This window comes from Actinomadura sp. GTD37, from assembly GCF_041951365.1.
Lineage (GTDB): Bacteria > Actinomycetota > Actinomycetes > Streptosporangiales > Streptosporangiaceae > Spirillospora.
Genome location: NZ_JBGNUS010000001.1, coordinates 979,754 through 996,789, shown reverse-complemented (window position 1 = coordinate 996,789; position 17,036 = coordinate 979,754). Strand labels below are relative to the sequence as shown.

Annotated in this window: 21 protein-coding genes; 12 read left to right on the top strand and 9 right to left on the bottom strand. The window is 71.4% G+C overall.

Annotation, left to right across the window (positions count from 1 at the left end; all coding sequences use genetic code 11):
- Position 1: 1 nt before the first annotated feature.
- The gene (locus ACA511_RS04860; protein WP_375022822.1) at positions 2 to 1,735 is read right to left on the bottom strand and encodes a pyruvate dehydrogenase; all 1,734 of its coding nucleotides are present in this window, start codon (positions 1,733 to 1,735) and stop codon (positions 2 to 4) included.
- 114 nt (positions 1,736 to 1,849) lie between these two features.
- On the opposite strand from ACA511_RS04860, the gene ACA511_RS04855 reads away from it, so the two are divergent.
- The 4 genes from ACA511_RS04855 (at position 1,850) to fahA (ending at position 5,695) form a co-directional block, all read left to right on the top strand.
- Entirely contained in the window at positions 1,850 to 2,386 is a 537-nt protein-coding gene (locus ACA511_RS04855) for a MarR family winged helix-turn-helix transcriptional regulator (protein ID WP_375022821.1), read from the top strand.
- A gap of 104 nt (positions 2,387 to 2,490) precedes the next feature.
- Positions 2,491 to 3,696: a homogentisate 1,2-dioxygenase gene (locus ACA511_RS04850; protein ID WP_375022820.1), complete on the top strand. Its 1,206-nt coding sequence runs from the start codon at positions 2,491 to 2,493 to the stop codon at positions 3,694 to 3,696.
- A complete protein-coding gene (locus tag ACA511_RS04845; protein WP_375022819.1) occupies positions 3,693 to 4,532 on the top strand; it encodes a hypothetical protein in 840 nt (279 codons plus the stop codon). Before ACA511_RS04850 ends, ACA511_RS04845 begins: the two co-directional genes overlap by 4 nt.
- Positions 4,529 to 5,695 carry a fumarylacetoacetase gene (fahA, locus tag ACA511_RS04840; RefSeq protein ID WP_375022818.1) on the top strand — a complete coding sequence of 389 codons (1,167 nt, stop codon included), beginning with the start codon at positions 4,529 to 4,531 and terminating at the stop codon, positions 5,693 to 5,695. The genes ACA511_RS04845 and fahA overlap by 4 nt, the downstream gene beginning before the upstream one ends.
- 194 nt (positions 5,696 to 5,889) lie before the next feature.
- Here the strand turns inward: fahA and ACA511_RS04835 are convergent, their stop codons facing one another.
- Positions 5,890 to 6,687 carry an NAD(P)H-binding protein gene (locus ACA511_RS04835; RefSeq protein WP_375022817.1) on the bottom strand — a complete coding sequence of 266 codons (798 nt, stop codon included), beginning with the start codon at positions 6,685 to 6,687 and terminating at the stop codon, positions 5,890 to 5,892.
- Between the two features lie 76 nt (positions 6,688 to 6,763).
- Here ACA511_RS04835 and ACA511_RS04830 point away from each other — a divergent pair, with 76 nt between their 5' ends.
- The gene (locus ACA511_RS04830) at positions 6,764 to 7,273 is read left to right on the top strand and encodes a TetR/AcrR family transcriptional regulator (protein ID WP_375022816.1); all 510 of its coding nucleotides are present in this window, start codon (positions 6,764 to 6,766) and stop codon (positions 7,271 to 7,273) included.
- Between the two features lie 187 nt (positions 7,274 to 7,460).
- On the opposite strand, the gene ACA511_RS04825 is transcribed toward ACA511_RS04830, so the two are convergent.
- From ACA511_RS04825 to ACA511_RS04815, 3 genes are all read right to left on the bottom strand, one after another.
- Positions 7,461 to 7,862, bottom strand: a complete 402-nt coding sequence (locus tag ACA511_RS04825) for a cupin domain-containing protein (RefSeq protein ID WP_375022815.1) — start codon at positions 7,860 to 7,862, stop codon at positions 7,461 to 7,463.
- 104 nt (positions 7,863 to 7,966) lie between these two features.
- The gene (locus tag ACA511_RS04820; RefSeq protein ID WP_375022814.1) at positions 7,967 to 8,479 is read right to left on the bottom strand and encodes a nitroreductase family deazaflavin-dependent oxidoreductase; all 513 of its coding nucleotides are present in this window, start codon (positions 8,477 to 8,479) and stop codon (positions 7,967 to 7,969) included.
- Positions 8,476 to 8,925 (bottom strand): DUF6069 family protein, encoded by a 450-nt coding sequence (locus ACA511_RS04815; RefSeq protein WP_375022813.1) that lies wholly within the window; start codon positions 8,923 to 8,925, stop codon positions 8,476 to 8,478. Before ACA511_RS04815 ends, ACA511_RS04820 begins: the two co-directional genes overlap by 4 nt.
- Positions 8,926 to 9,046: 121 nt before the next feature.
- Between ACA511_RS04815 and ACA511_RS04810 the strand changes: the two genes are divergently transcribed.
- Positions 9,047 to 9,496, top strand: a complete 450-nt coding sequence (locus ACA511_RS04810) for a MarR family winged helix-turn-helix transcriptional regulator (protein ID WP_375022812.1) — start codon at positions 9,047 to 9,049, stop codon at positions 9,494 to 9,496.
- A gap of 177 nt (positions 9,497 to 9,673) precedes the next feature.
- Here the strand turns inward: ACA511_RS04810 and ACA511_RS04805 are convergent, their stop codons facing one another.
- The 3 genes from ACA511_RS04805 to ACA511_RS04795 all read right to left on the bottom strand — a co-directional run bounded on the left by ACA511_RS04805 (position 9,674) and on the right by ACA511_RS04795 (position 11,890).
- The gene (locus ACA511_RS04805; RefSeq protein ID WP_375022811.1) at positions 9,674 to 11,098 is read right to left on the bottom strand and encodes a hypothetical protein; all 1,425 of its coding nucleotides are present in this window, start codon (positions 11,096 to 11,098) and stop codon (positions 9,674 to 9,676) included.
- Between the two features lie 244 nt (positions 11,099 to 11,342).
- Positions 11,343 to 11,630, bottom strand: a complete 288-nt coding sequence (locus ACA511_RS04800) for a hypothetical protein (RefSeq protein ID WP_375022810.1) — start codon at positions 11,628 to 11,630, stop codon at positions 11,343 to 11,345.
- Positions 11,627 to 11,890 carry a hypothetical protein gene (locus tag ACA511_RS04795; protein WP_375022809.1) on the bottom strand — a complete coding sequence of 88 codons (264 nt, stop codon included), beginning with the start codon at positions 11,888 to 11,890 and terminating at the stop codon, positions 11,627 to 11,629. Before ACA511_RS04795 ends, ACA511_RS04800 begins: the two co-directional genes overlap by 4 nt.
- A 70-nt stretch (positions 11,891 to 11,960) precedes the next feature.
- On the opposite strand from ACA511_RS04795, the gene ACA511_RS04790 reads away from it, so the two are divergent.
- The 6 genes from ACA511_RS04790 (at position 11,961) to ACA511_RS04765 (ending at position 16,722) form a co-directional block, all read left to right on the top strand.
- Positions 11,961 to 12,701, top strand: coding sequence for an ArsR family transcriptional regulator (locus ACA511_RS04790; protein ID WP_375022808.1), 741 nt, complete (start codon positions 11,961 to 11,963; stop codon positions 12,699 to 12,701).
- A complete protein-coding gene (locus ACA511_RS04785) occupies positions 12,698 to 13,072 on the top strand; it encodes a VOC family protein (protein WP_375022807.1) in 375 nt (124 codons plus the stop codon). Before ACA511_RS04790 ends, ACA511_RS04785 begins: the two co-directional genes overlap by 4 nt.
- A 111-nt stretch (positions 13,073 to 13,183) precedes the next feature.
- The gene (locus tag ACA511_RS04780) at positions 13,184 to 13,996 is read left to right on the top strand and encodes a M24 family metallopeptidase (protein ID WP_375022806.1); all 813 of its coding nucleotides are present in this window, start codon (positions 13,184 to 13,186) and stop codon (positions 13,994 to 13,996) included.
- A gap of 30 nt (positions 13,997 to 14,026) precedes the next feature.
- Entirely contained in the window at positions 14,027 to 14,938 is a 912-nt protein-coding gene (locus ACA511_RS04775) for a metal-dependent hydrolase (protein ID WP_375022805.1), read from the top strand.
- A gap of 74 nt (positions 14,939 to 15,012) precedes the next feature.
- A complete protein-coding gene (locus tag ACA511_RS04770) occupies positions 15,013 to 16,179 on the top strand; it encodes an acyl-CoA dehydrogenase family protein (protein WP_375022804.1) in 1,167 nt (388 codons plus the stop codon).
- Between the two features lie 12 nt (positions 16,180 to 16,191).
- The gene (locus tag ACA511_RS04765) at positions 16,192 to 16,722 is read left to right on the top strand and encodes a TetR/AcrR family transcriptional regulator (protein ID WP_375022803.1); all 531 of its coding nucleotides are present in this window, start codon (positions 16,192 to 16,194) and stop codon (positions 16,720 to 16,722) included.
- A 55-nt stretch (positions 16,723 to 16,777) separates the two neighbouring features.
- Here ACA511_RS04765 and ACA511_RS04760 read toward each other — a convergent pair whose 3' ends face one another.
- The gene (locus ACA511_RS04760) at positions 16,778 to 16,984 is read right to left on the bottom strand and encodes a hypothetical protein (RefSeq protein WP_375022802.1); all 207 of its coding nucleotides are present in this window, start codon (positions 16,982 to 16,984) and stop codon (positions 16,778 to 16,780) included.
- Between the last annotated feature and the right edge of the window lie 52 nt (positions 16,985 to 17,036).

Below are 17,036 nucleotides of genomic sequence, written 5' to 3'. Positions count from 1 at the left end.
GCTATGGCCGGGGGATGTTGCGGAGGTTGCTCCGGGCCAGGTCGAGCATCCTGCCGACGCCGCCGGTGAGGACGGTCTTGCCCGCCGACAGCGCGAATCCCTTCACCTGCTGCGGCGTGATGTGCGGCGGGATGGACAGCGCGTTCGGGTCGGTGACGATGTCCAGCAGGTACGGGCCGGGGGAGGCGAGCGCGCGTTCCATCAGCGTGCGGACGTCGGACGGGCGCTCCACCCGCGCCGACTCGATCCCCATCGCCGCGGCGACCGCCGCGAAGTCGACGGGCTCGTGGTCGGTCTCGAACGCCGGGAAGCCGTCCACCATCATCTCCAGGCGCACCATGCCGAGCGACGCGTTGTTGAACACGATGATCTTCACCGGGACGCGGTGCAGCCGCACGGTGAGCAGCTCGCCGAGCAGCATGCCGAGGCCGCCGTCGCCGGAGAGCGAGACGACCTGGCGTCCGGGCGCGCCGTACTGGGCGCCGATGGCGTGCGGCAGCGCGTTGGCCATGGAGCCGTGGACGAACGAGCCCATCACGCGGCGGCGCCCGTTGGGGGTGAGGTAGCGGGCGGCCCAGACGTTGCACATACCGGTGTCCACGGTGAATATCGCGTCGTCGGCGGCGAGGTCGTCCAGGACGCTCGCGACGTACTCGGGATGGATCGGGATGTGCTTCTCGATGTCGCGCGTGTAGGCGGAGACGACGTTCTCCAGAGCGCGCGTGTGGCGGTGCAGCATGTCGTCCAGATACGACTGGTCCTGCTTCTGCTCGACCTGTTCCATGACGAGCCTTAGCGTCTCCCCCACGTCGCCGTGGACCGCCAGGTCGAGCGGTGTGCGCCGTCCCAGTTTCGCTGGGTCGTCGTCCACCTGGATGGTGTTCTTGCCAGGCAGGAACGGGTCGTACGGGAAGTCTGTGCCCAGCAGCAGGACGAGATCGGCCGCCTGCATCGCCTCGTAGCAGGCGCCATACCCGAGCAGTCCGCTCATCCCCACGTCGAACGGGTTGTCGTACTGGATCCACTCCTTGCCGCGCAGCGCGTGGCCGACCGGCGAGAGCAGCCGGTGCGCCAGTTCCATCACCTCGGCGTGCGCGTCCTTCACGCCGGAGCCGCAGAACAGCATCACCCTGCGCGCCCGGTTCAGCGCGCCGGCGAGCTGCGCCACCTGGTCGGGCGGCGGCCGGACGATCCCCTTCGTGACGAGGAAGTCGTGCTCGCCGGCCGGCGCCACGGCGTCCCTGCCGGCGGTGTCGCCGGGCATCGTCAGCACCGCGACGCCACCGTGCCCGAGCGCGTGCTGGATCGCCGTCCGCAGGATGCGCGGCATCTGCTCCGGCGTGACGATCGTCTCGCAGTAGTGGCTGCACTCGACGAACAGCCGCTCGGGATGCGTCTCCTGGAAGTAGCCGCTGCCGATCTGCACGCTCGGGATCTGCGACGCCAGCGCCAGCACCGGCGCCCCCGACCGGTGCGCGTCGTAGAGGCCCTGGATCAGGTGCGTGTTCCCGGGGCCGCAACTGCCCGCGCAGACGGCGAGCCGCCCGGTCGTCTGCGCCTCGGCGGCCGCCGCGAACGCGCCCGCCTCCTCATTGCGGACGTGCACCCACTCGATGCCGTCCGTCCGGCGGACGGCGTCGACGACCGGGTTGAGACTGTCGCCCACCACGCCGTACACGCGCCGCACGCCGGCCTGCCGCAGCACCTCGATGAACTGGTCGGCGACGGTCGCCATCGGCCCTCCCCCGTGTCGCTCCCGCTCGGGGAATGCCCGGTGATCTCCCCCTGACACACTGGCCGCCCGGCGGGTTAAATGGTCAATCCATGAATCGGATTGGGGTGCGAGGCGATGGGCGCGGACGATGAGCGGGCCGATCCCGATTTCTGGACGTTCGTCGACCTCGCGGGACGCCGCCTGGCCGACGAGTTCGGGTTCCCCGACCGGCTCGCGACCCGGCTGCTGCTCACCCTCAACCGGGCCTCGGCGATCGTCACCTACGACCTGGAGTCCACGGTGCACCGCCCGCGCGGGCACTCGTGGGCCGGGTTCCGGCTGCTGTTCGTGACCTGGCTCGCCGGTCCGCTGGAGCCCGGACGGGCCGCCACCCTCGCCGGGATGAGCCGGGCCGCCGTGTCCAACCTCGCGAAGACGCTGGTCGCGGACGGGATGATGACCCGCACGCCGGGTGAGCGCGACGGCCGGTCGGTCATCCTGTCGCTCACCGAGCGGGGCCGCGCGGCCATGCTGGAGATCTTCACCGCGCAGCACGAGCGGGAGCGGCAGTGGGCGGCGACGCTGACCGAGACCGAGCAGCAGATGCTGATCATGCTGCTGGACAAGCTCATCGCGGGCCGGACGTCCTTCGACGTGCGGGAGCGCACCTAGCCGGCCCGCGGGCCATGACCGGGTTAGGCCCTTCCCTGCACGGAAGAAGAGTCGTAGTGTCGGCAGAAAGTAGTTAATGCGTTAATCATCGGAGGCGAGGGACCATGGCCCATTACCGCCGGGTCGGCCACGTGCCGCCGAAACGCCACACCCAGCACCGTCACATCGGCCCCGGGAACGGCGAGGAGCGGCTCCACTTCGAGGAACTGATGGGCGAGGAGGGGTTCTCGTCCGACTCGTCCCTGCTGTACCACCGGGAGATCCCGTCGGCGATCACGGACTCCCGGACCTGGGACGTCCCCGACACGGCGACGACGCCCAACCACCCGCTGAAGCCGCGCCACCTCAAGCTGCACGAACTGTTCCCCAAGGAGACGTGGGCCGAGACCGACGTCGTCACGGGGCGCCGGGTGATCCTCGGCAACGGCGACGTGCGCCTCTCCTACGTGGTCTCCGCCGCCGACTCGCCGCTGTACCGCAACGCGACCGGCGACGAGGTCGTCTACATCGAGTCCGGCGCCGCCACCGTCGAGACGATCTTCGGGACGCTCTCCGCCGAGCAGGGCGACTACGTCGTCGTCCCGGCGTCCACCACGCACCGCTGGCTGCCGGTAGGCGACCAGCCGCTGCGCGCCTACGCGATCGAGGCGACCGGCCACATCGCGCCGCCCAAGCGCTACCTCTCCCGCTACGGCCAGTTCCTGGAGAACTCCCCGTACTGCGAGCGCGACCTGCACGGCCCGTCCGAACCGCTCCTCGCGGACGGCGCCGACACCGAGGTCTACGTCAAGCACCGCACCTCGCGCGGCATCGCCGGCACCCGGATGACGTACGCGCGGCACCCGTTCGACGTCGTCGGCTGGGACGGCTGCCTGTACCCGTTCACGTTCAGCGTCCACGACTTCGAGCCGATCACCGGCCGCGTCCACCAGCCGCCGCCCGTCCACCAGGTGTTCGAGGGCCACAACTTCGTCGTGTGCAACTTCGTGCCGCGCAAGGTCGACTACCACCCGCTGTCGATCCCGGTGCCGTACTACCACTCGAACGTCGACTCCGACGAGATCATGTTCTACTGCGGCGGCGACTACGAGGCGCGCAAGGGCTCCGGCATCGGCCAGGGCTCGGTGTCGGTCCACCCGGGCGGCCTCGCGCACGGCCCGCAGCCCGGCGCCTACGAGCGCAGCATCGGCGTCGAGTTCTTCGACGAACTCGCGGTCATGGTCGACACCTTCCACCCGCTCGAACTGGGCGAAGGCGGCCTGGCCTGCGAAGACCCCGGCTACGCCTGGACGTGGGCGGGCCGGCGATGATCCCCGCGTTCGCCCTCGGCCTGTGCGACGACGCCGCCGTGTTCCCGCCGGGCCTCGCGCCGCTCGCCGACGCCGTCCCGGCCCACCGCGCGCACCGCGCCGCCCCGTACGCCGGCCTCGTCGGCCCCCTCGTCCTGCCGGCGACCGCGCTGGACGAGGCGTACCCGCTGCTCCGCGACGGCGAGCCCCTCGACGTGTCGATCACCGCGCCCGCCGGGCCGTGCCAGGCCGCCAAGGCCCTGCTCGCGGCCGCCGACCTGCCCGTCACCGTGCGCGGCCTGGAGGTCGCGGTCCCGCCCGGCATGCGGCCGGACGAGTTCTTCCGGCTGCTCGGCCCCGTCACCGCGCCCGTCTACGTCGAGATCCCGCGCGACGACCGCCGCCCCGCGATGATCGCGGCGGTCGCGGCCCGCCGGCACCGCGCGAAGTTCCGCACCGGCGGCGTGAAGGCGCACCTCTACCCGAGCCCGGACGAACTGGCCGCCGGGATCACGTCGGTCGTGGACGCCCGCCTGCCGTTCAAGGCGACGGCGGGGCTGCACCACCCCGTCCGCAACACCGACCCGGAGACCGGCTTCCACCAGCACGGCTTCCTGAACCTGCTGCTCGCGACCGACGCCGCCCTGCGCGCCCGTCCGGTCGCGGAACTGGCCGCGATCCTCGCCGACCGCGACGCGCCGTCCATCGCGTCCCGCGTCGCGTCGCTCGGCGAGGCCCGGACGATCGCCGCCCGCGGCCGCTTCCTGTCCTTCGGGACGTGCAGCATCACCGACCCCCTGAACGAACTCGCGGACCTGGGCCTGCTCGCGTCCGCCCTCCAGGAGACCACCCGATGACCCGCATCGCGATTCCCGAAGGCTCCCTTTTCGGGCTCGCCAACCTCCCCTACGGCGTCTTCTCTCCCCCCGGCGGCGCACCCCGCGTGGGCGTCCGCGTAGCCGACTCCGTCGTGGACCTTGCCCTGGCGTTGGACGACGAGGTCTTCGCGGCTCCGTCCCTGAACCCCTTCCTGGCCCAAGGCCACGCGCGCTGGGTAGAAGTACGCGAACAGATCCTCGACCTGGTCTCGGACGACGTTCCCGACCCGGCCGTCCACCCCGTGGACGCGGTCACCATGCACATGCCGTTCGACGTCGCCGACTACGTCGACTTCTACGCGTCCGAACACCACGCGTCGAACCTGGGCCGCCTGTTCCGTCCCGACTCCGAGCCGCTGATGCCGAACTGGAAGCACCTCCCGGTCGGCTACCACGGCCGCGCCGGCACGGTCGTCCCGTCCGGGACGGACATCGTCCGCCCCACCGGCCAGCGCAAAGGCGAGAACGCGCCGACCTTCGGCGAGAGCCGCCGCCTGGACATCGAGGCCGAAGTCGGCTTCGTCGTAGGCACGGGCTCCCCGTTGGGCACCCCTGTGCCCACGGACGACTTCTCCGAACGCGTCTTCGGCGTCGTCCTGGTGAACGACTGGTCGGCCCGTGACATCCAAGCCTGGGAGTACGTCCCCCTTGGGCCGTTCCTAGGGAAGAGCTTCGCGACGTCCATCTCCCATTGGGTCGTCCCCCTCCTCGCCTTGGAAGCGGCCCGCGTGGCGACCCCGTCCCAAGACCCGGAGCCCCTCCCGTACCTCCAGGAGAAGAACCCGTGGGGCCTGGACCTTTCCCTTGAGGTCTCATGGAACGGACAGGTCGTCTCCCGTCCGCCCTACCGCGAGATGTACTGGTCCCCTGCGCAGATGCTCGCGCACATGACGGTGAACGGCGCCGCGTCCCGCACCGGCGACCTGTTCGCCTCGGGCACCATCTCAGGCCCCGCCAAAAACGAACGCGGCGCCTTCATAGAACTGACCTGGGGCGGCAAGGAACCGATCGAGGTCAACGGCGAAACCCGCACGTTCCTAGAGGACGGCGACGAGATCTCGATAACCGCCACCGCCCCGGCCCCGTCCAACACCCGAATAGGTTTCGGCGAAGTAAAAGGCCGCATCCTCCCCGCCCCCTAACCGCCCCAACCCCCGTTGACCTGCGGCGTGTTGTTGTTATCCGCCCCTCCATAACAACAACACGCCGCAGGTCAACGAACTCGTCCGGCGGACATCCACCACGGCCCGACGTCCCGGACGGTTCCCCGCGCGCGGCGACCCCTTCGGCGAGCGGATCCAGGCACCGGACGGCCATGCGCCGCCGCCGCACACGTCTATGCGAGAAACTCGCGCAGTGAACGCGGTTCGCGACCCAGGATGTCGGCCACGGTCGTGGTCGTGCTCGCCCAGCGCCCGTCGCCGATCTGCGACATGAGTTCGGCCAGGTCACGGGCCGCTTCGGCGGGCATGCCGCGCCCCTTCAGGTGGACGGCGGCCTCTTCGACCGTCAGGTCCACGTAACGCACGGTCCGGCCGAGCGCCCGGGTGAGTTCGGCGGCGACCTCGTCATGCGTCGGCGCCGCCGGCCCGGTGAGCTCGTACGTGGCGTCGGCCCCGACGGGACGCGTGAGCAGCACGGCCGCGACCGCCGCGATGTCACGCGCGTCGATGTAGCCGACCCCGCCCCTGCCGTACGAGCCGAAGATCCGCCCCTCCTCGTCGACGTCGCCCGCGAGATTCTGCATGAAGCCGACGGGCGCCAGGATCGACCACGGCACTCCCGACGCCTTCAGATGCGCGTCGACCCGCCCGTGCATGCCGAACCCGAGCAGGCTCGCCGACGACACGCCGCGCACGGAGACGGTCACCACCTGCGCCACGTCCGCGGCCGCCGCGTGATCGATGACCGCCTGGTGCGCACGCGCGAAGCCCGGCCACAGCGCACTGTTGAGAAAGAGCCTGTCACCCGGTTCGAGCGGGATGCTCTCGGGCCGCTCCAGGTCGCCGACCACGTAGTCGCATCCCAGTTCCTCGCCCTGTTCCGCGCGCCGCACCACGGCTCGTGCCGCGCCGCCGAGTTCGTCGATCAGCGCACGTCCGATCGTGCCCGTCGCACCCGTCACCACGATCATCGCAACCCCCTAAGCGGAATGCCAGCTTCCGGTTATATACTAAGCGGAAGCCTGTCGTCCAGTTCAAGGGAGTTCAATGCGCGCCGACGCCCGCCGCAATCGGGACAAGATCCTGGAGGCCGCACGCGACGCGGTGGCCGAGCGCGGCGCGGACGCGCCGATGGAGCTGATCGCCCGCCGGGCCGGCGTCGGCGTCGGCACGCTCTACCGCCGCTTTCCCGACCGCGGCGTGCTGCTCGCCGCCCTGGCGGAGCAGTACGTCCACGAGCTCATGGACGGTCTCGACCGCGCAGTGGCGGCCGAGCCCGACGCGCGGGCGGCCGTTCGCGCCTTCGTCGTCCACAGCGTGGAGAAGGGCCGCGGCGCCATCGCGGCCGCGCTGGCCGGGACTACCGCTCCAGAGGCCAGGCAGGCGCTCGTGCAGCGACTCGACGAGCTGGTACGGCAGGCGCAGGCGGACGGTGCGATGCGTTCAGATGTCGGCACCGACGACCTCATGGAACTGCTCAACGTTTTCGCCTGCCACCCGGGCGTCATCCCGGAGCGCTTCCTGTCCCTCATGCTCGACGGCCTCGACCGGCATTAGCCCCACCATTCCAGCAGGTGCTTTTCACCGGTCTGGCAGGCGCCGGCCGCCTCACGCCCAGATCCCGGAGCCGCCTCACGCTGAGCTCGGCAGGCAGGTAGACGGGGACCGGACGGACGGCAGCCCCCGCCCGCCCGGTCCCCTCTCCCGCGTCGGCGGTGTCCGCGGCGCGGACCGCCGCCGGTTCTCAGGGGCGGGGGACCCGCAGGTGCCGGCGTTCGGCCATCTCCTCATCGCCGACCACGGTCAGGATCGGGGTTCCGGGAGGCGCGAACATGGTCACCACCAGCTGCGACTGCGCGTCCGGGAGGTTGTTGGCGCCCTGGATGTGGATCACGTCGCCGCCCGGCTCGAACACGCTGTCACCGGCCTTGATCACCCGGGGCGCCTGCCCCTCCAGTTCGAAGAGGATCTCGCCCTGGGTCACGTAGCCGAACACCGGCCCGGGGTGTCGGTGCGGCGGCGCGCCGGGGTCGCCGGGCGGCAGCGTGACGCGGATCGTCCTGGCCTCGGCCCCGTCCATGATCCTGGCCGCGGCATCCGGCGGGGTCGAGACCACCTCGACGCCCGGGGGCAGGTGAGAGCTCATGCGTTCCTCCCAGCAGTGATTGTCCACAGGTAAGGACAAGACGTCCTGCCCGTTTGTGACAGCACCGCGCGACGAAGGCCGCTGCGCCCGCCATGAGCCGGGCTCTATCCCGACACACTCGGATTCTTCGCTCCTTGGAACGGCGCATACTCCACCTGGCTCTGACGGGCGGGCCGGGGAGTGACGGCGTCCAGGATCACCAGTGGGATGTCTTGTCCGGAGGCGGCCTGGTAGGTGTCGTAGAGAGGGAAGACCGAGGTCACCAGGTCCCAGAGCGGCGGCCTCTCCTGCGGGGCGGCCGTGCGGGCCCGCGCGGTGAACGTGTCGGGTCCGATCTGCACGGTCACGTGCGGATCCGCGGTGAGGTTGAGGTACCAGGCGGGGTTCCGGGGGGCTCCGGCGTTGGAGGCCACCAGCAGGTAGCGGTCCCCGTCCCGGCCGTAGATCAGCGCGGTGCGGCGCAGCCTGCCCGACCGGCGGCCTCGCGTGGTGAGCAGCAGCGTCGGCCAGCCCTGGTAGAGGTGGCCCTCCGCGCCATCGGTTTCGAGGTAGGCGCGGACATGGTCGGCGACCCAGGGGGTGGGGCTGTCGAAGATCTGCTCGTCGGGTGCGGTCACCGTCCGCCCCCGCCGCCCGCGCGGCGGACCTTGGCCGTCCACCAGAAGACCGGGATGAGGACGGCGCCCACGGCCACGTGCGCGAGGGCGAGCACCGCCTTGCTCCCGCCGGACGCGTGGACGCTGAGGACGGGCAGGAACGACACCGCGAGGAAGACCAGGGCGGTGGCCGTCCAGATCCGGGCCGCCAGCGGCGTCACCCGCTCCAGCACGGCCAGCAGCGCCCAGCCGAGCAGCGACGGGACCAGCGCGAAGACGCCGATGGCGGACGCCCCCAGGTCCCGCGGCTCCTGCCCCTCCTGCTGGATGACCAGGTCATGGCCCAGCAGCGGATCTCCGGCCGCCCAGACCACCAGGGCCGCCGCGACCGCGCCCGCCACGGCGAGCGCCCGCGCACCTCGGGGACTTGGGACGCCGACATGCCTGCCCGCACTCACCTGCGTCATCGCGACCAGCTCCTTAAGCAGCTCGATAGTTCAGCTCATGAAGTTCTTGTGCCGCCGGATCGTAGCATTTACTGAAGGAGCTGAACAGTTCAGACGCTTAAACGGCCGCTATGCTGGCCGTATGAGCCCCGACGCCGACACCGATGCCGATCAGGTCGTGGCGGAGCTGAGCGGCCTGGTCTTCGAGGTCACCGGGCGGCTGCGCGCCCAGTTCAACGCCGCCGCGGCGGAACTCGGCCTCCCCCCGGCCCAGGCGCTCGTCCTCACCAACCTGTCCGGCGCCGCGCCGATGCGTCAGCTGGCCGACTGGCTGTCGTGCGAGCCGTCGAACGTCACCGGCATCGTCGACGGCCTGGAGCGCCGCGGTCTCGTGACCCGCCGGTCCGCCCCGGACGACCGCCGCGTCAAGCACGTCGTGCTCACCGAGGCGGGAGAGCTCAAACGCCGGGAGTTGCGCTCCAGCGCCCAGGCGCTGGCCACGACGTTCTTCGACCTTCCCGGCGGCGACCGGCGGCACCTTCGCGACCTGCTGGCGCGCATCTTGGCCGGCCCGCCGTCACGGAACCCCTGATCGCGTACACGCGGATCCGGCAGGTCGCCGGTGGACCGTTGCGGTAGCCGTCCGCGCGGAGCAGCTCGTCCGCCCGGGGGACCTTGTCGAGCGTCGTCACCGGGGGGCCTTGTGGTCCCGCTCCACCGCAACGCGTCCGCCCGCCGGCAACTGCGTTGCGGCGGACGGGGCGGCGGGTCAGGCGCCCAGTGCGCCGAGGATCGACGCCAGGATCGCGGAGGCCGGACCGGCGATGTCGGCGGCCTGGGTGAGGCCCGTGCGGAGCATTTCCAGCTTCGTCTTCGCGGCCGCCTCGTCGGGTTCCGCTCGGTCGAGGTCGACGGCCACGCCCTGGATGACGCCGGCCGCCTCCTCCTTGTGCTCGTCGGGCAGATCGGTGCTGGACAGGACGAGCCGCAGCAGCTCGGCGAGGTGCTCCTGCCCGGCCAGCGAGGAATGGGTGTTCTGGAAATCCTGGACGACCGTGTTGACCGGCCGATTGATGAACGTGGTCTGGCCGTGGAAATTGAAGTTCTCAACCATGGTGGCGCCGCTCTCGACGATGGCCGTGTAGCCGTTGAGGATGTAGGTGTTCTCGCGCTTGCGGAAGAGCGGCCTGGCGAGCGACCGCCGGATGCGCTCCTCCGCGCGGGCGACGCGTTCGAACGCCGCCCGGTCGATTTGCGTCGCGCTTCCGTCGCCGGTGGCGGGGAGATACTCCTCGAACGGGTAGAGCGCGGTGGAGGTGGAGTAAGGGTCGGGCGGGGCGTCGAGCGTTCGCAGGATCTCGCCGAACAGCCTGCGCAGATACTTCGGGGAGACCTCGCCGATGGGGAACACGATCCGGTTCTCCATCGCGTCGGCCCGCACCAGGACGAGGCACGGCAGCAGATCCGGGTCGACGCCGAGGGTGCGGGCGATGTCGTAGGCGCGGTGCCGCTCGTAGGGCTTCCATTTGAGCCAGCTCAGCGTGTTGAAGACCCGGTACAGCTCCGGTTCGAGGTTGTCGCGCCAGTAGCGCTTCGTCGCCGACCAGTTCGCCGGACGTTCAAGGACGAACAACCTGAATATCGGGCCCGACAGGGCATTCAGTTCGTCGAAGTGCGTGCGGACGTAGGTGGCCAGTTCGACGTCCGCGTCGGTGTAAAGGAGGATTCCCCACAGCCGGGGCAGCGACTGGGGCGACGTTGAGCGCGCCCCCAGTTGCAGGCTGCGGAACAATGCCTGCGGATCGGGCGCGGGGCCCATGGAGTAAGCGCCCGTCGCCGTTCGCTCGATGCTCAGTACGACGGTGTCGCCGTCGCACAGCCCGGCGTCCTCCACCGAGATGTCCTCGGGGTAGCTCTCACCGTCCGTGTCGTGAAGCCACACGCGGATGATCTCCCCGTGCGGAGGGAACTGCGGAGCGTCGTCGTCGCCGGGCCCCGGAGCGTCGTCCGGGCGGGCGCGGCCGTGCTCGCGCGCGGTCGCGAGGGCCAGGGAGGTCAGTTCCGCGATGCTCGACTGCGGCCGGACGGCGACCTCCACCGTCTCGCCGAATCCGGCCCGGTCCAGTTCGCGCCAGCGGGCCAGCGGGTCGGCCGAAGCGGCCCCGGGGGACGAAAAGGCCGCGATATCCTGCATGGGGTAAGCGAGACGAGCGCCGAAAGGCCCGTAGAACGCGGCCCAATCGCCCTCTCTGACGGCGATCCGTAAACGGAGCTTCTCCACTCTCGGCGCTCCCGCCCGTCGCAAGCCGACCACTACATGGAGAAGTCGACAGTACACGGATAGTCGCCCCAGGCGCAGCCGAAGAGGGCGGACCATTCACGAGACGTCGGCCGCCGCACCGGCGAACCGGTCCGGCGGCCGACGTCCCGAGCCTCGGTCAGGCGCTCGCGCGTTCGCCGAAGAGTGCCTTCACGAATCTGAAGAGCATGAGCACCGGCAGAATGAAGGCGTAGAAGAACATGAAGTACTCGCCGCCGTCGAAGATGAAGCCCAGATACACCGCGTAACCGAGGAACCCCACTCCGAAGGCGAGGTTGAGCAGCCTTTCGCCGACGCTCTGGCCACCGCCGATCGCCGCCATGATGAGCATGACGACGCCCGATCCCAGCAGGAATACCACGTACCACGAGAATGCGGCATCGGCGCCGAAGTCGATATTCATCATGCCCTTCCGAATATGCGCGGCAAAGTCGGATGATCATAGCGGGCGGCGGCTTGTGGATCTTCGGCTGACCAGATCAGGCCACCTGCCGATCCGGCCGCGCGGCCGCTCCACGGAAAGGCATGCCACGAACGATCGCCCGGCACGGCCGACTTTCGGGACCGCTGCGCGGGGCGGCGGGAGAGGACGATTCCGCGTGCGTCCAGGCCGGTGGCGACGTGGACGCGGGTAGTCGCCGCCGTCGCGATGCTCTCCTCCTTCATCTGATACATCAAAGCGGTTTGATGTATCCTCCGCCGTGTGGGGCTTTCAGATCAAGGCGCTCCGGCCTTCGTGCGGTTGGCGGCCCATCCGCTGCGGTGGCGGCTGCTGAGCGAGCTGTCCGCGGGCGACTACCAGGTTCGTGAGCTGGTGGAGCTGGTCGGGCAACCGCAGAACCTGGTCTCCTACCATCTGCGGCGGCTGCGCGAAGGCGGGCTCGTCACCGCGCGGCGCAGCAGCTTCGACGCCCGGCAGACCTACTACCACCTGGATCTGGAGCGCTGCGCGCGGGCGCTGGCCGCGACCGGCGCCGCCCTTCACCCCGCCTTGCGGCTCAGCCCGGCCCCACCCGCGATCGAGTCGGCCCGTCCGTCCGCCGTGCTGTTCACCTGTACCGGCAACAGCGCCCGCTCACCGATCGCCGAGGCCCTGCTGCGCCATCGCGGCGGCGGACGCGTCGAGGTGGCCAGCGCGGGCAGCCATCCGCGGCAGCGCCTGCACCCGGACGCCGTGCGCGTGCTGCGCGAGCGCTACGGCATCGACGTCGGCGACCGGCGGCCCCGGCATCTGGACGCCCTGGCCGGCCGCCGGTTCGACTACGTGATCACCCTGTGCGACAAGGTCCGCGAGGTCTGCCCCGACTTCCGCGACGAGCCGCGACGCGTCCACTGGAGCATCCCCGACCCGGCCGCGGCCGACGGCGCCGAGCAGGGCGGCGCGTCCGCCTTCGTCCACGCGGCGACGGAGATCGACACCCGCATCCGCTACCTGCTGCCCCAACTCGTCCACCCAGCACGAGAGGTCCGGCAATGACCGAAACCGACCAGTTCGCAAGCGTCCGCTACATCGTCGACGACGTCCAGGCCGCCATCGAGTTCTACACCGCGCATCTCGGCTTCACGCTGCTCACGAACCCGGCGCCCGCCTTCGCCGACGTGGCGCGCGGGCCGCTGCGGCTGCTCCTGTCCGGGCCGGGCAGTTCCGGCGCCCGCGCCACTCCCGAGCCCGGCGCCGCCGGACGCAACCGCGTCCACCTCGTCGTCGGCGACCTCGACCGGGAGATCGGCCGGCTCCGCGCCGCCGGGCTGGCCTTCCGCGGCGACGTGGTCGCCGGCCCCGGCGGGCGCCAGATCCTGCTCGCCGACCCGTCCGGCAACCTCGTCGAACTCTTCGAACCCGCCTGACCGCGACGGCGCGCCGGCTGCCGGGGCCTCTTCTTGACTTTCGTTCGACCGCGGCCGATATTAGATCGCGCGTCCAATTAAACTGCCGAGCGGCACACGGAGCGTGAGGCGATGAACGAGAGCCCGGAGCGGTTTCGGGACCTGCAGCGGCTGGCCTACGAGGCGGCCGAGGCGGTGGCGGGGAGTCTCGAACCCGGGATCACCGAACGGCAGGCGGCGCGGCGGATGCGCCGGTGGCTGGAGAGCCGCGGCGTCGACGACTGGTTCCACGTCCCGTTCGCGTGGTTCGGCGACCGGACGGCCTTCCGCGGGATCGTCCTGCCGCACCAGTTCCTGCCGACCGGACGGCGGCTGGCCGAGGGCATGCCCTACGTCCTGGACGCGGCGCCGATCGCCGACGGCTACACCGCGGACATCGGGTACGCGGGATGCCTGGGCGCCAACCGGTCCTGGGAACGGCTGACGGCCGACCTGGCGGTGTACCGCGAGCTGATCGTGGAGCTGGTGCGGGAGCGGCGCACCTTCGCCGACGTCTACGCCGAGGTCGACCGGCAGATCCTCCGGCACGGGTACGAGAACCGGCACCGCAAGTATCCCGGCAGGGTCATCGGCCACCAGGTCGGCCGGGTCGGCGGCCGGCTGCCCCGCAAGCTCGTCGTCGGAGCGTTCGGGGCGCGCACCCTGCAGACCGTGGGACGCGAGCTGATCAAGGAGCGTTTGCAGGGGCGGTCCACGCTGTGGAACGGCTCCCGCCTATCGCGGCACGCCCCGACACCGGGCCTATGGGCGGTGGAGCCGCACCTGGCCCTCGGGGACGTCGGCGCCAAGTTCGAGGAACTGCTGGTGGTCACCGAGGACGACGCCTACTGGCTGGACGACGACCTGCCCCACGTCCGGCGCTGGGCCGCCGCGCACGCCCGCTGAGCTGAAGCGGGCGCGGCAGAGGAAGGAACCATGACGGAAACTCAGGTCGCCGGCGGCATGGACGAGCGGCACCCCGTGATCGTCCCGCGGCGGGTGCGGTTCGACTGGAGCGGCACGCCGCTGCACTGGATCCCCGGCGAGCCGGTCGCCACGCACTTCATCAACACCCTGCACCTGCTGCTGCCGGCCGGGGAGCGCTGGTTCGTGCACGTCTACAAGCAGACGCTGCCGCTGATCGGCGAGGACGAGGTCCGGCTGCGCGCGGAGGTCAAGGGCTTCATGGGCCAGGAGGCCGTGCACGCCTACTCCCACCAGGGCGTCCTCGACCGCCAGATGCTGGAGCGCGGGCTGGACCCGCGGCCGCTCACCCGCAGGGTCGAGTGGCTGTTCACCACCCTGCTCGGCGACCGGCCGCCGCTGCGGATCATCTCGCGCAGGCGCTGGCTCAACCTGCGCGTCGGGATCATCGCCGGGATCGAGCACTACACCGCCGTGCTCGGCCAGTGGATCCTGGACGCCCGCGAGCTCGACGAGGCCGGCGCCGACCCCACCATGATGGACCTGCTGCGGTGGCACGGCGCCGAGGAGGTCGAGCACCGCTCGGTCGCGTTCGACGTGTACGAGTACGTGTCCGGCGCCTATTGGCGGCGGTTCGTGACCTTCTTCGCCGGTGTGCTCGCGATGCCGCTGGCCGTCTACGCCGGCTCGGCCTTCCTGTGCGCCAAGGACCCCACCCTGCACGGTGTGCGGCCGCGTGTCCGCGACTACCGCCGCGCCGTCCGCCGCGGCCTGCTGCCCGGGAACCGCTTCATGATCGCCGCAGCGCGCCGCTACCTGCGGCGGAGCTATCACCCGTCCACCGAGTGCTCCACCCAGAAGGCGCTGGACTACCTGGCCGCCTCGCCCGCCGCCCGGTCGGCCGGCACCGGGCGCGCCGGCTGACCCGCCGTCGCGACGCGTCCGGCCGCGGGACGGGCCTGTCCCTCGACCATACTTAGGAGTATGGTCTCCGTACCATGGAGTATGGAGACGAGATCGTGCGGCGCGTGCGGGAGCTCGCGCCCCAGTTGGCGGAGCGCGCCGAGGCGGCCGAGGCCGCGCGCCGGCTGCCGGACGAGACCATCGCGGACCTCGCGGCCACGGGCCTGTTCGGCATGCTGGTCCCCCAGCGGTTCGGCGGGCCCGAGCTGGGCTTCGCCGCGATGGCGGCGGCCTGCCGGGAGGCGGGCGCGGCCTGCGCGTCCACCGGCTGGCTGTCGGTGATCTACACCCTGCACAACTGGATGGTCGGGCTGTTCCCCGAGCGGGCGCAGGCCGAGGTCTGGGCGGAGCGGCCGCACGCGCTGATCCCGTGCGTCCTGTCGCCGTCCGGCACCGCGAAACCCGCGGACGGCGGCCACACCGTCACCGGCCGCTGGGGATGGGGCAGCGGGGTCATGCACGCCGACCACGTGATGGTCATGGCGCTGGTCACCGTGGACGACACGATCGAGCCGAGGCTGTTCCTGATGCCGCGCGACGACGTCACCGTCCACGACGTGTGGCACACGAGCGGGATGCGAGGGACGGGCAGCAACGACATCGAGGTGCCGGGCGTGTTCGTCCCCGAGCACCGGTCGGTTCCGCTGCTGGAGCTGACCGAGGGGCGCTCGCCCGGCTCGCACGTCCATCCCGGGCCCCTCTACCGGACGCCGCTGGTGCCGGTGTTCGCGCTGACCGGCGCGGCGCCCGTGCTCGGTGCGGCCGAGGGGGTGCTGGCGCGGTTCACCGAGCGGATGACGACCCGGGTGATGGCCTACAGCGGGGAGCGGCAGCGCGACCTGATGAGCGGGCAGATCCGGTTCGCCGCGGCGACCGCGGACCTGTCCGCCGCGCGGCTGCTCCTGGAGGGCGCGCTGCGGGACGTGACGGACGCCGTCGCCGAGGGCCGCGCCCTCGGCATGACGGACCGGGCGCGGGCCCGGCTGGTCGCGGCGCACGTGGCGGCGACGTCCCGGCGGGTCGTGAACGAGCTGTGCTCCGCCGCGGGCGCGAGCGCGCAGTTCACCGCCTCCCCGTTCCAGCGGGCGCAGCGGGATGTGAATACGATCTCTGGCCATGTGGTGTTCGACCCGGACGCGGCCTATGCCCTCTACGGCCGGATCGGGCTGGGCCTGGACCCCGGCCCGGTCGTCCTCGTCTGACCGGCGGTGGGCGTGACGACCCGCGCGAAGGTGGCGCGGCGGGACTGGATCGAGGCGGCCTACCAGGAGCTGGCCCGCGCCGGCGAGCGCGGCGTGACGATCAACGCGCTCGCGGCGCGGCTCGGCGTCACCAAGGGCAGCTTCTACTGGCATTTCACGGACCGTCCCGAGCTGATGCGCGCCCTGCTCGACCGGTGGGCGCACGAGCGGACGGACGAGGTGCTCGGCCTGTCCCTCGGCAGCACCGCCGACCCGCGCGAGCGGCTGCGCCGCATCCAGGCGCTCGGCCGGGAGATCGCGCCCATCGACCGGGCGATGCGGCTGTGGGCGCAGCACGAGCCGGCGGCGGAGGAGGCGGTGCGGCTCGCCGACCGGGCGCTGCTCGGGCACATCGCCGCCTGCCTGGACGATCTCGGGTTCGGCGCCGCGGACGCGCGGCTGCGCGCCCGGCTCATGCTGCGGTCGTGGGTGGGCGGCTACCTGATGCCCGGGGAGGACGGCTCCGACCTCTACGAACGCACGTTGGAGATCTTTCTCGCGTGAGGCGGGCAGGCGGGCGCGGGCGCCGCCGCGCCCGCCGGTCGGCCGGTCGGCCGGGTCAGTCGCCCCTTCTCGGGTGGTCGCTGCCGCCCGTCCCGACGCGCCGGATGCGTCCCGCCACGTCCTTCTCGGCGTCCTCGGTGCCCGGGGCGGCGTCGGCGTCGGTGTCGAGGTGCCCGGGGGCGTCGCTCGCTCCGGTCCCGACGCGGTGGATGCGCCGCCTGATGTCCGCTTCGGCGGCGCCGCTGGTGGGTTCCTTGCTCATCTCGGGTTCCCCCGTCCCTGCTGCTTCTGAGGCCCCGCGCTTCCGCCGGGTC

Coding starts and splice junctions, on each gene's coding strand:
- ACA511_RS04825 (WP_375022815.1), bottom strand. CDS start 7,862: ATGAGCTCTCACCTGCCCCCGGGCGTCGAGGTGGTCTCGACCCCGCCG.
- ACA511_RS04815 (WP_375022813.1), bottom strand. CDS start 8,925: ATGACGCAGGTGAGTGCGGGCAGGCATGTCGGCGTCCCAAGTCCCCGA.
- ACA511_RS04795 (WP_375022809.1), bottom strand. CDS start 11,890: ATGAAGGAGGAGAGCATCGCGACGGCGGCGACTACCCGCGTCCACGTC.
- fahA (WP_375022818.1), top strand. CDS start 4,529: ATGACCCGCATCGCGATTCCCGAAGGCTCCCTTTTCGGGCTCGCCAAC.
- ACA511_RS04805 (WP_375022811.1), bottom strand. CDS start 11,098: ATGCAGGATATCGCGGCCTTTTCGTCCCCCGGGGCCGCTTCGGCCGAC.
- ACA511_RS04775 (WP_375022805.1), top strand. CDS start 14,027: ATGACGGAAACTCAGGTCGCCGGCGGCATGGACGAGCGGCACCCCGTG.
- ACA511_RS04855 (WP_375022821.1), top strand. CDS start 1,850: ATGGGCGCGGACGATGAGCGGGCCGATCCCGATTTCTGGACGTTCGTC.
- ACA511_RS04760 (WP_375022802.1), bottom strand. CDS start 16,984: ATGAGCAAGGAACCCACCAGCGGCGCCGCCGAAGCGGACATCAGGCGG.
- ACA511_RS04770 (WP_375022804.1), top strand. CDS start 15,013: ATGGAGTATGGAGACGAGATCGTGCGGCGCGTGCGGGAGCTCGCGCCC.
- ACA511_RS04845 (WP_375022819.1), top strand. CDS start 3,693: ATGATCCCCGCGTTCGCCCTCGGCCTGTGCGACGACGCCGCCGTGTTC.
- ACA511_RS04835 (WP_375022817.1), bottom strand. CDS start 6,687: ATGATCGTGGTGACGGGTGCGACGGGCACGATCGGACGTGCGCTGATC.
- ACA511_RS04785 (WP_375022807.1), top strand. CDS start 12,698: ATGACCGAAACCGACCAGTTCGCAAGCGTCCGCTACATCGTCGACGAC.
- ACA511_RS04860 (WP_375022822.1), bottom strand. CDS start 1,735: ATGGCGACCGTCGCCGACCAGTTCATCGAGGTGCTGCGGCAGGCCGGC.
- ACA511_RS04850 (WP_375022820.1), top strand. CDS start 2,491: ATGGCCCATTACCGCCGGGTCGGCCACGTGCCGCCGAAACGCCACACC.
- ACA511_RS04800 (WP_375022810.1), bottom strand. CDS start 11,630: ATGATGAATATCGACTTCGGCGCCGATGCCGCATTCTCGTGGTACGTG.
- ACA511_RS04810 (WP_375022812.1), top strand. CDS start 9,047: ATGAGCCCCGACGCCGACACCGATGCCGATCAGGTCGTGGCGGAGCTG.
- ACA511_RS04830 (WP_375022816.1), top strand. CDS start 6,764: ATGCGCGCCGACGCCCGCCGCAATCGGGACAAGATCCTGGAGGCCGCA.
- ACA511_RS04780 (WP_375022806.1), top strand. CDS start 13,184: ATGAACGAGAGCCCGGAGCGGTTTCGGGACCTGCAGCGGCTGGCCTAC.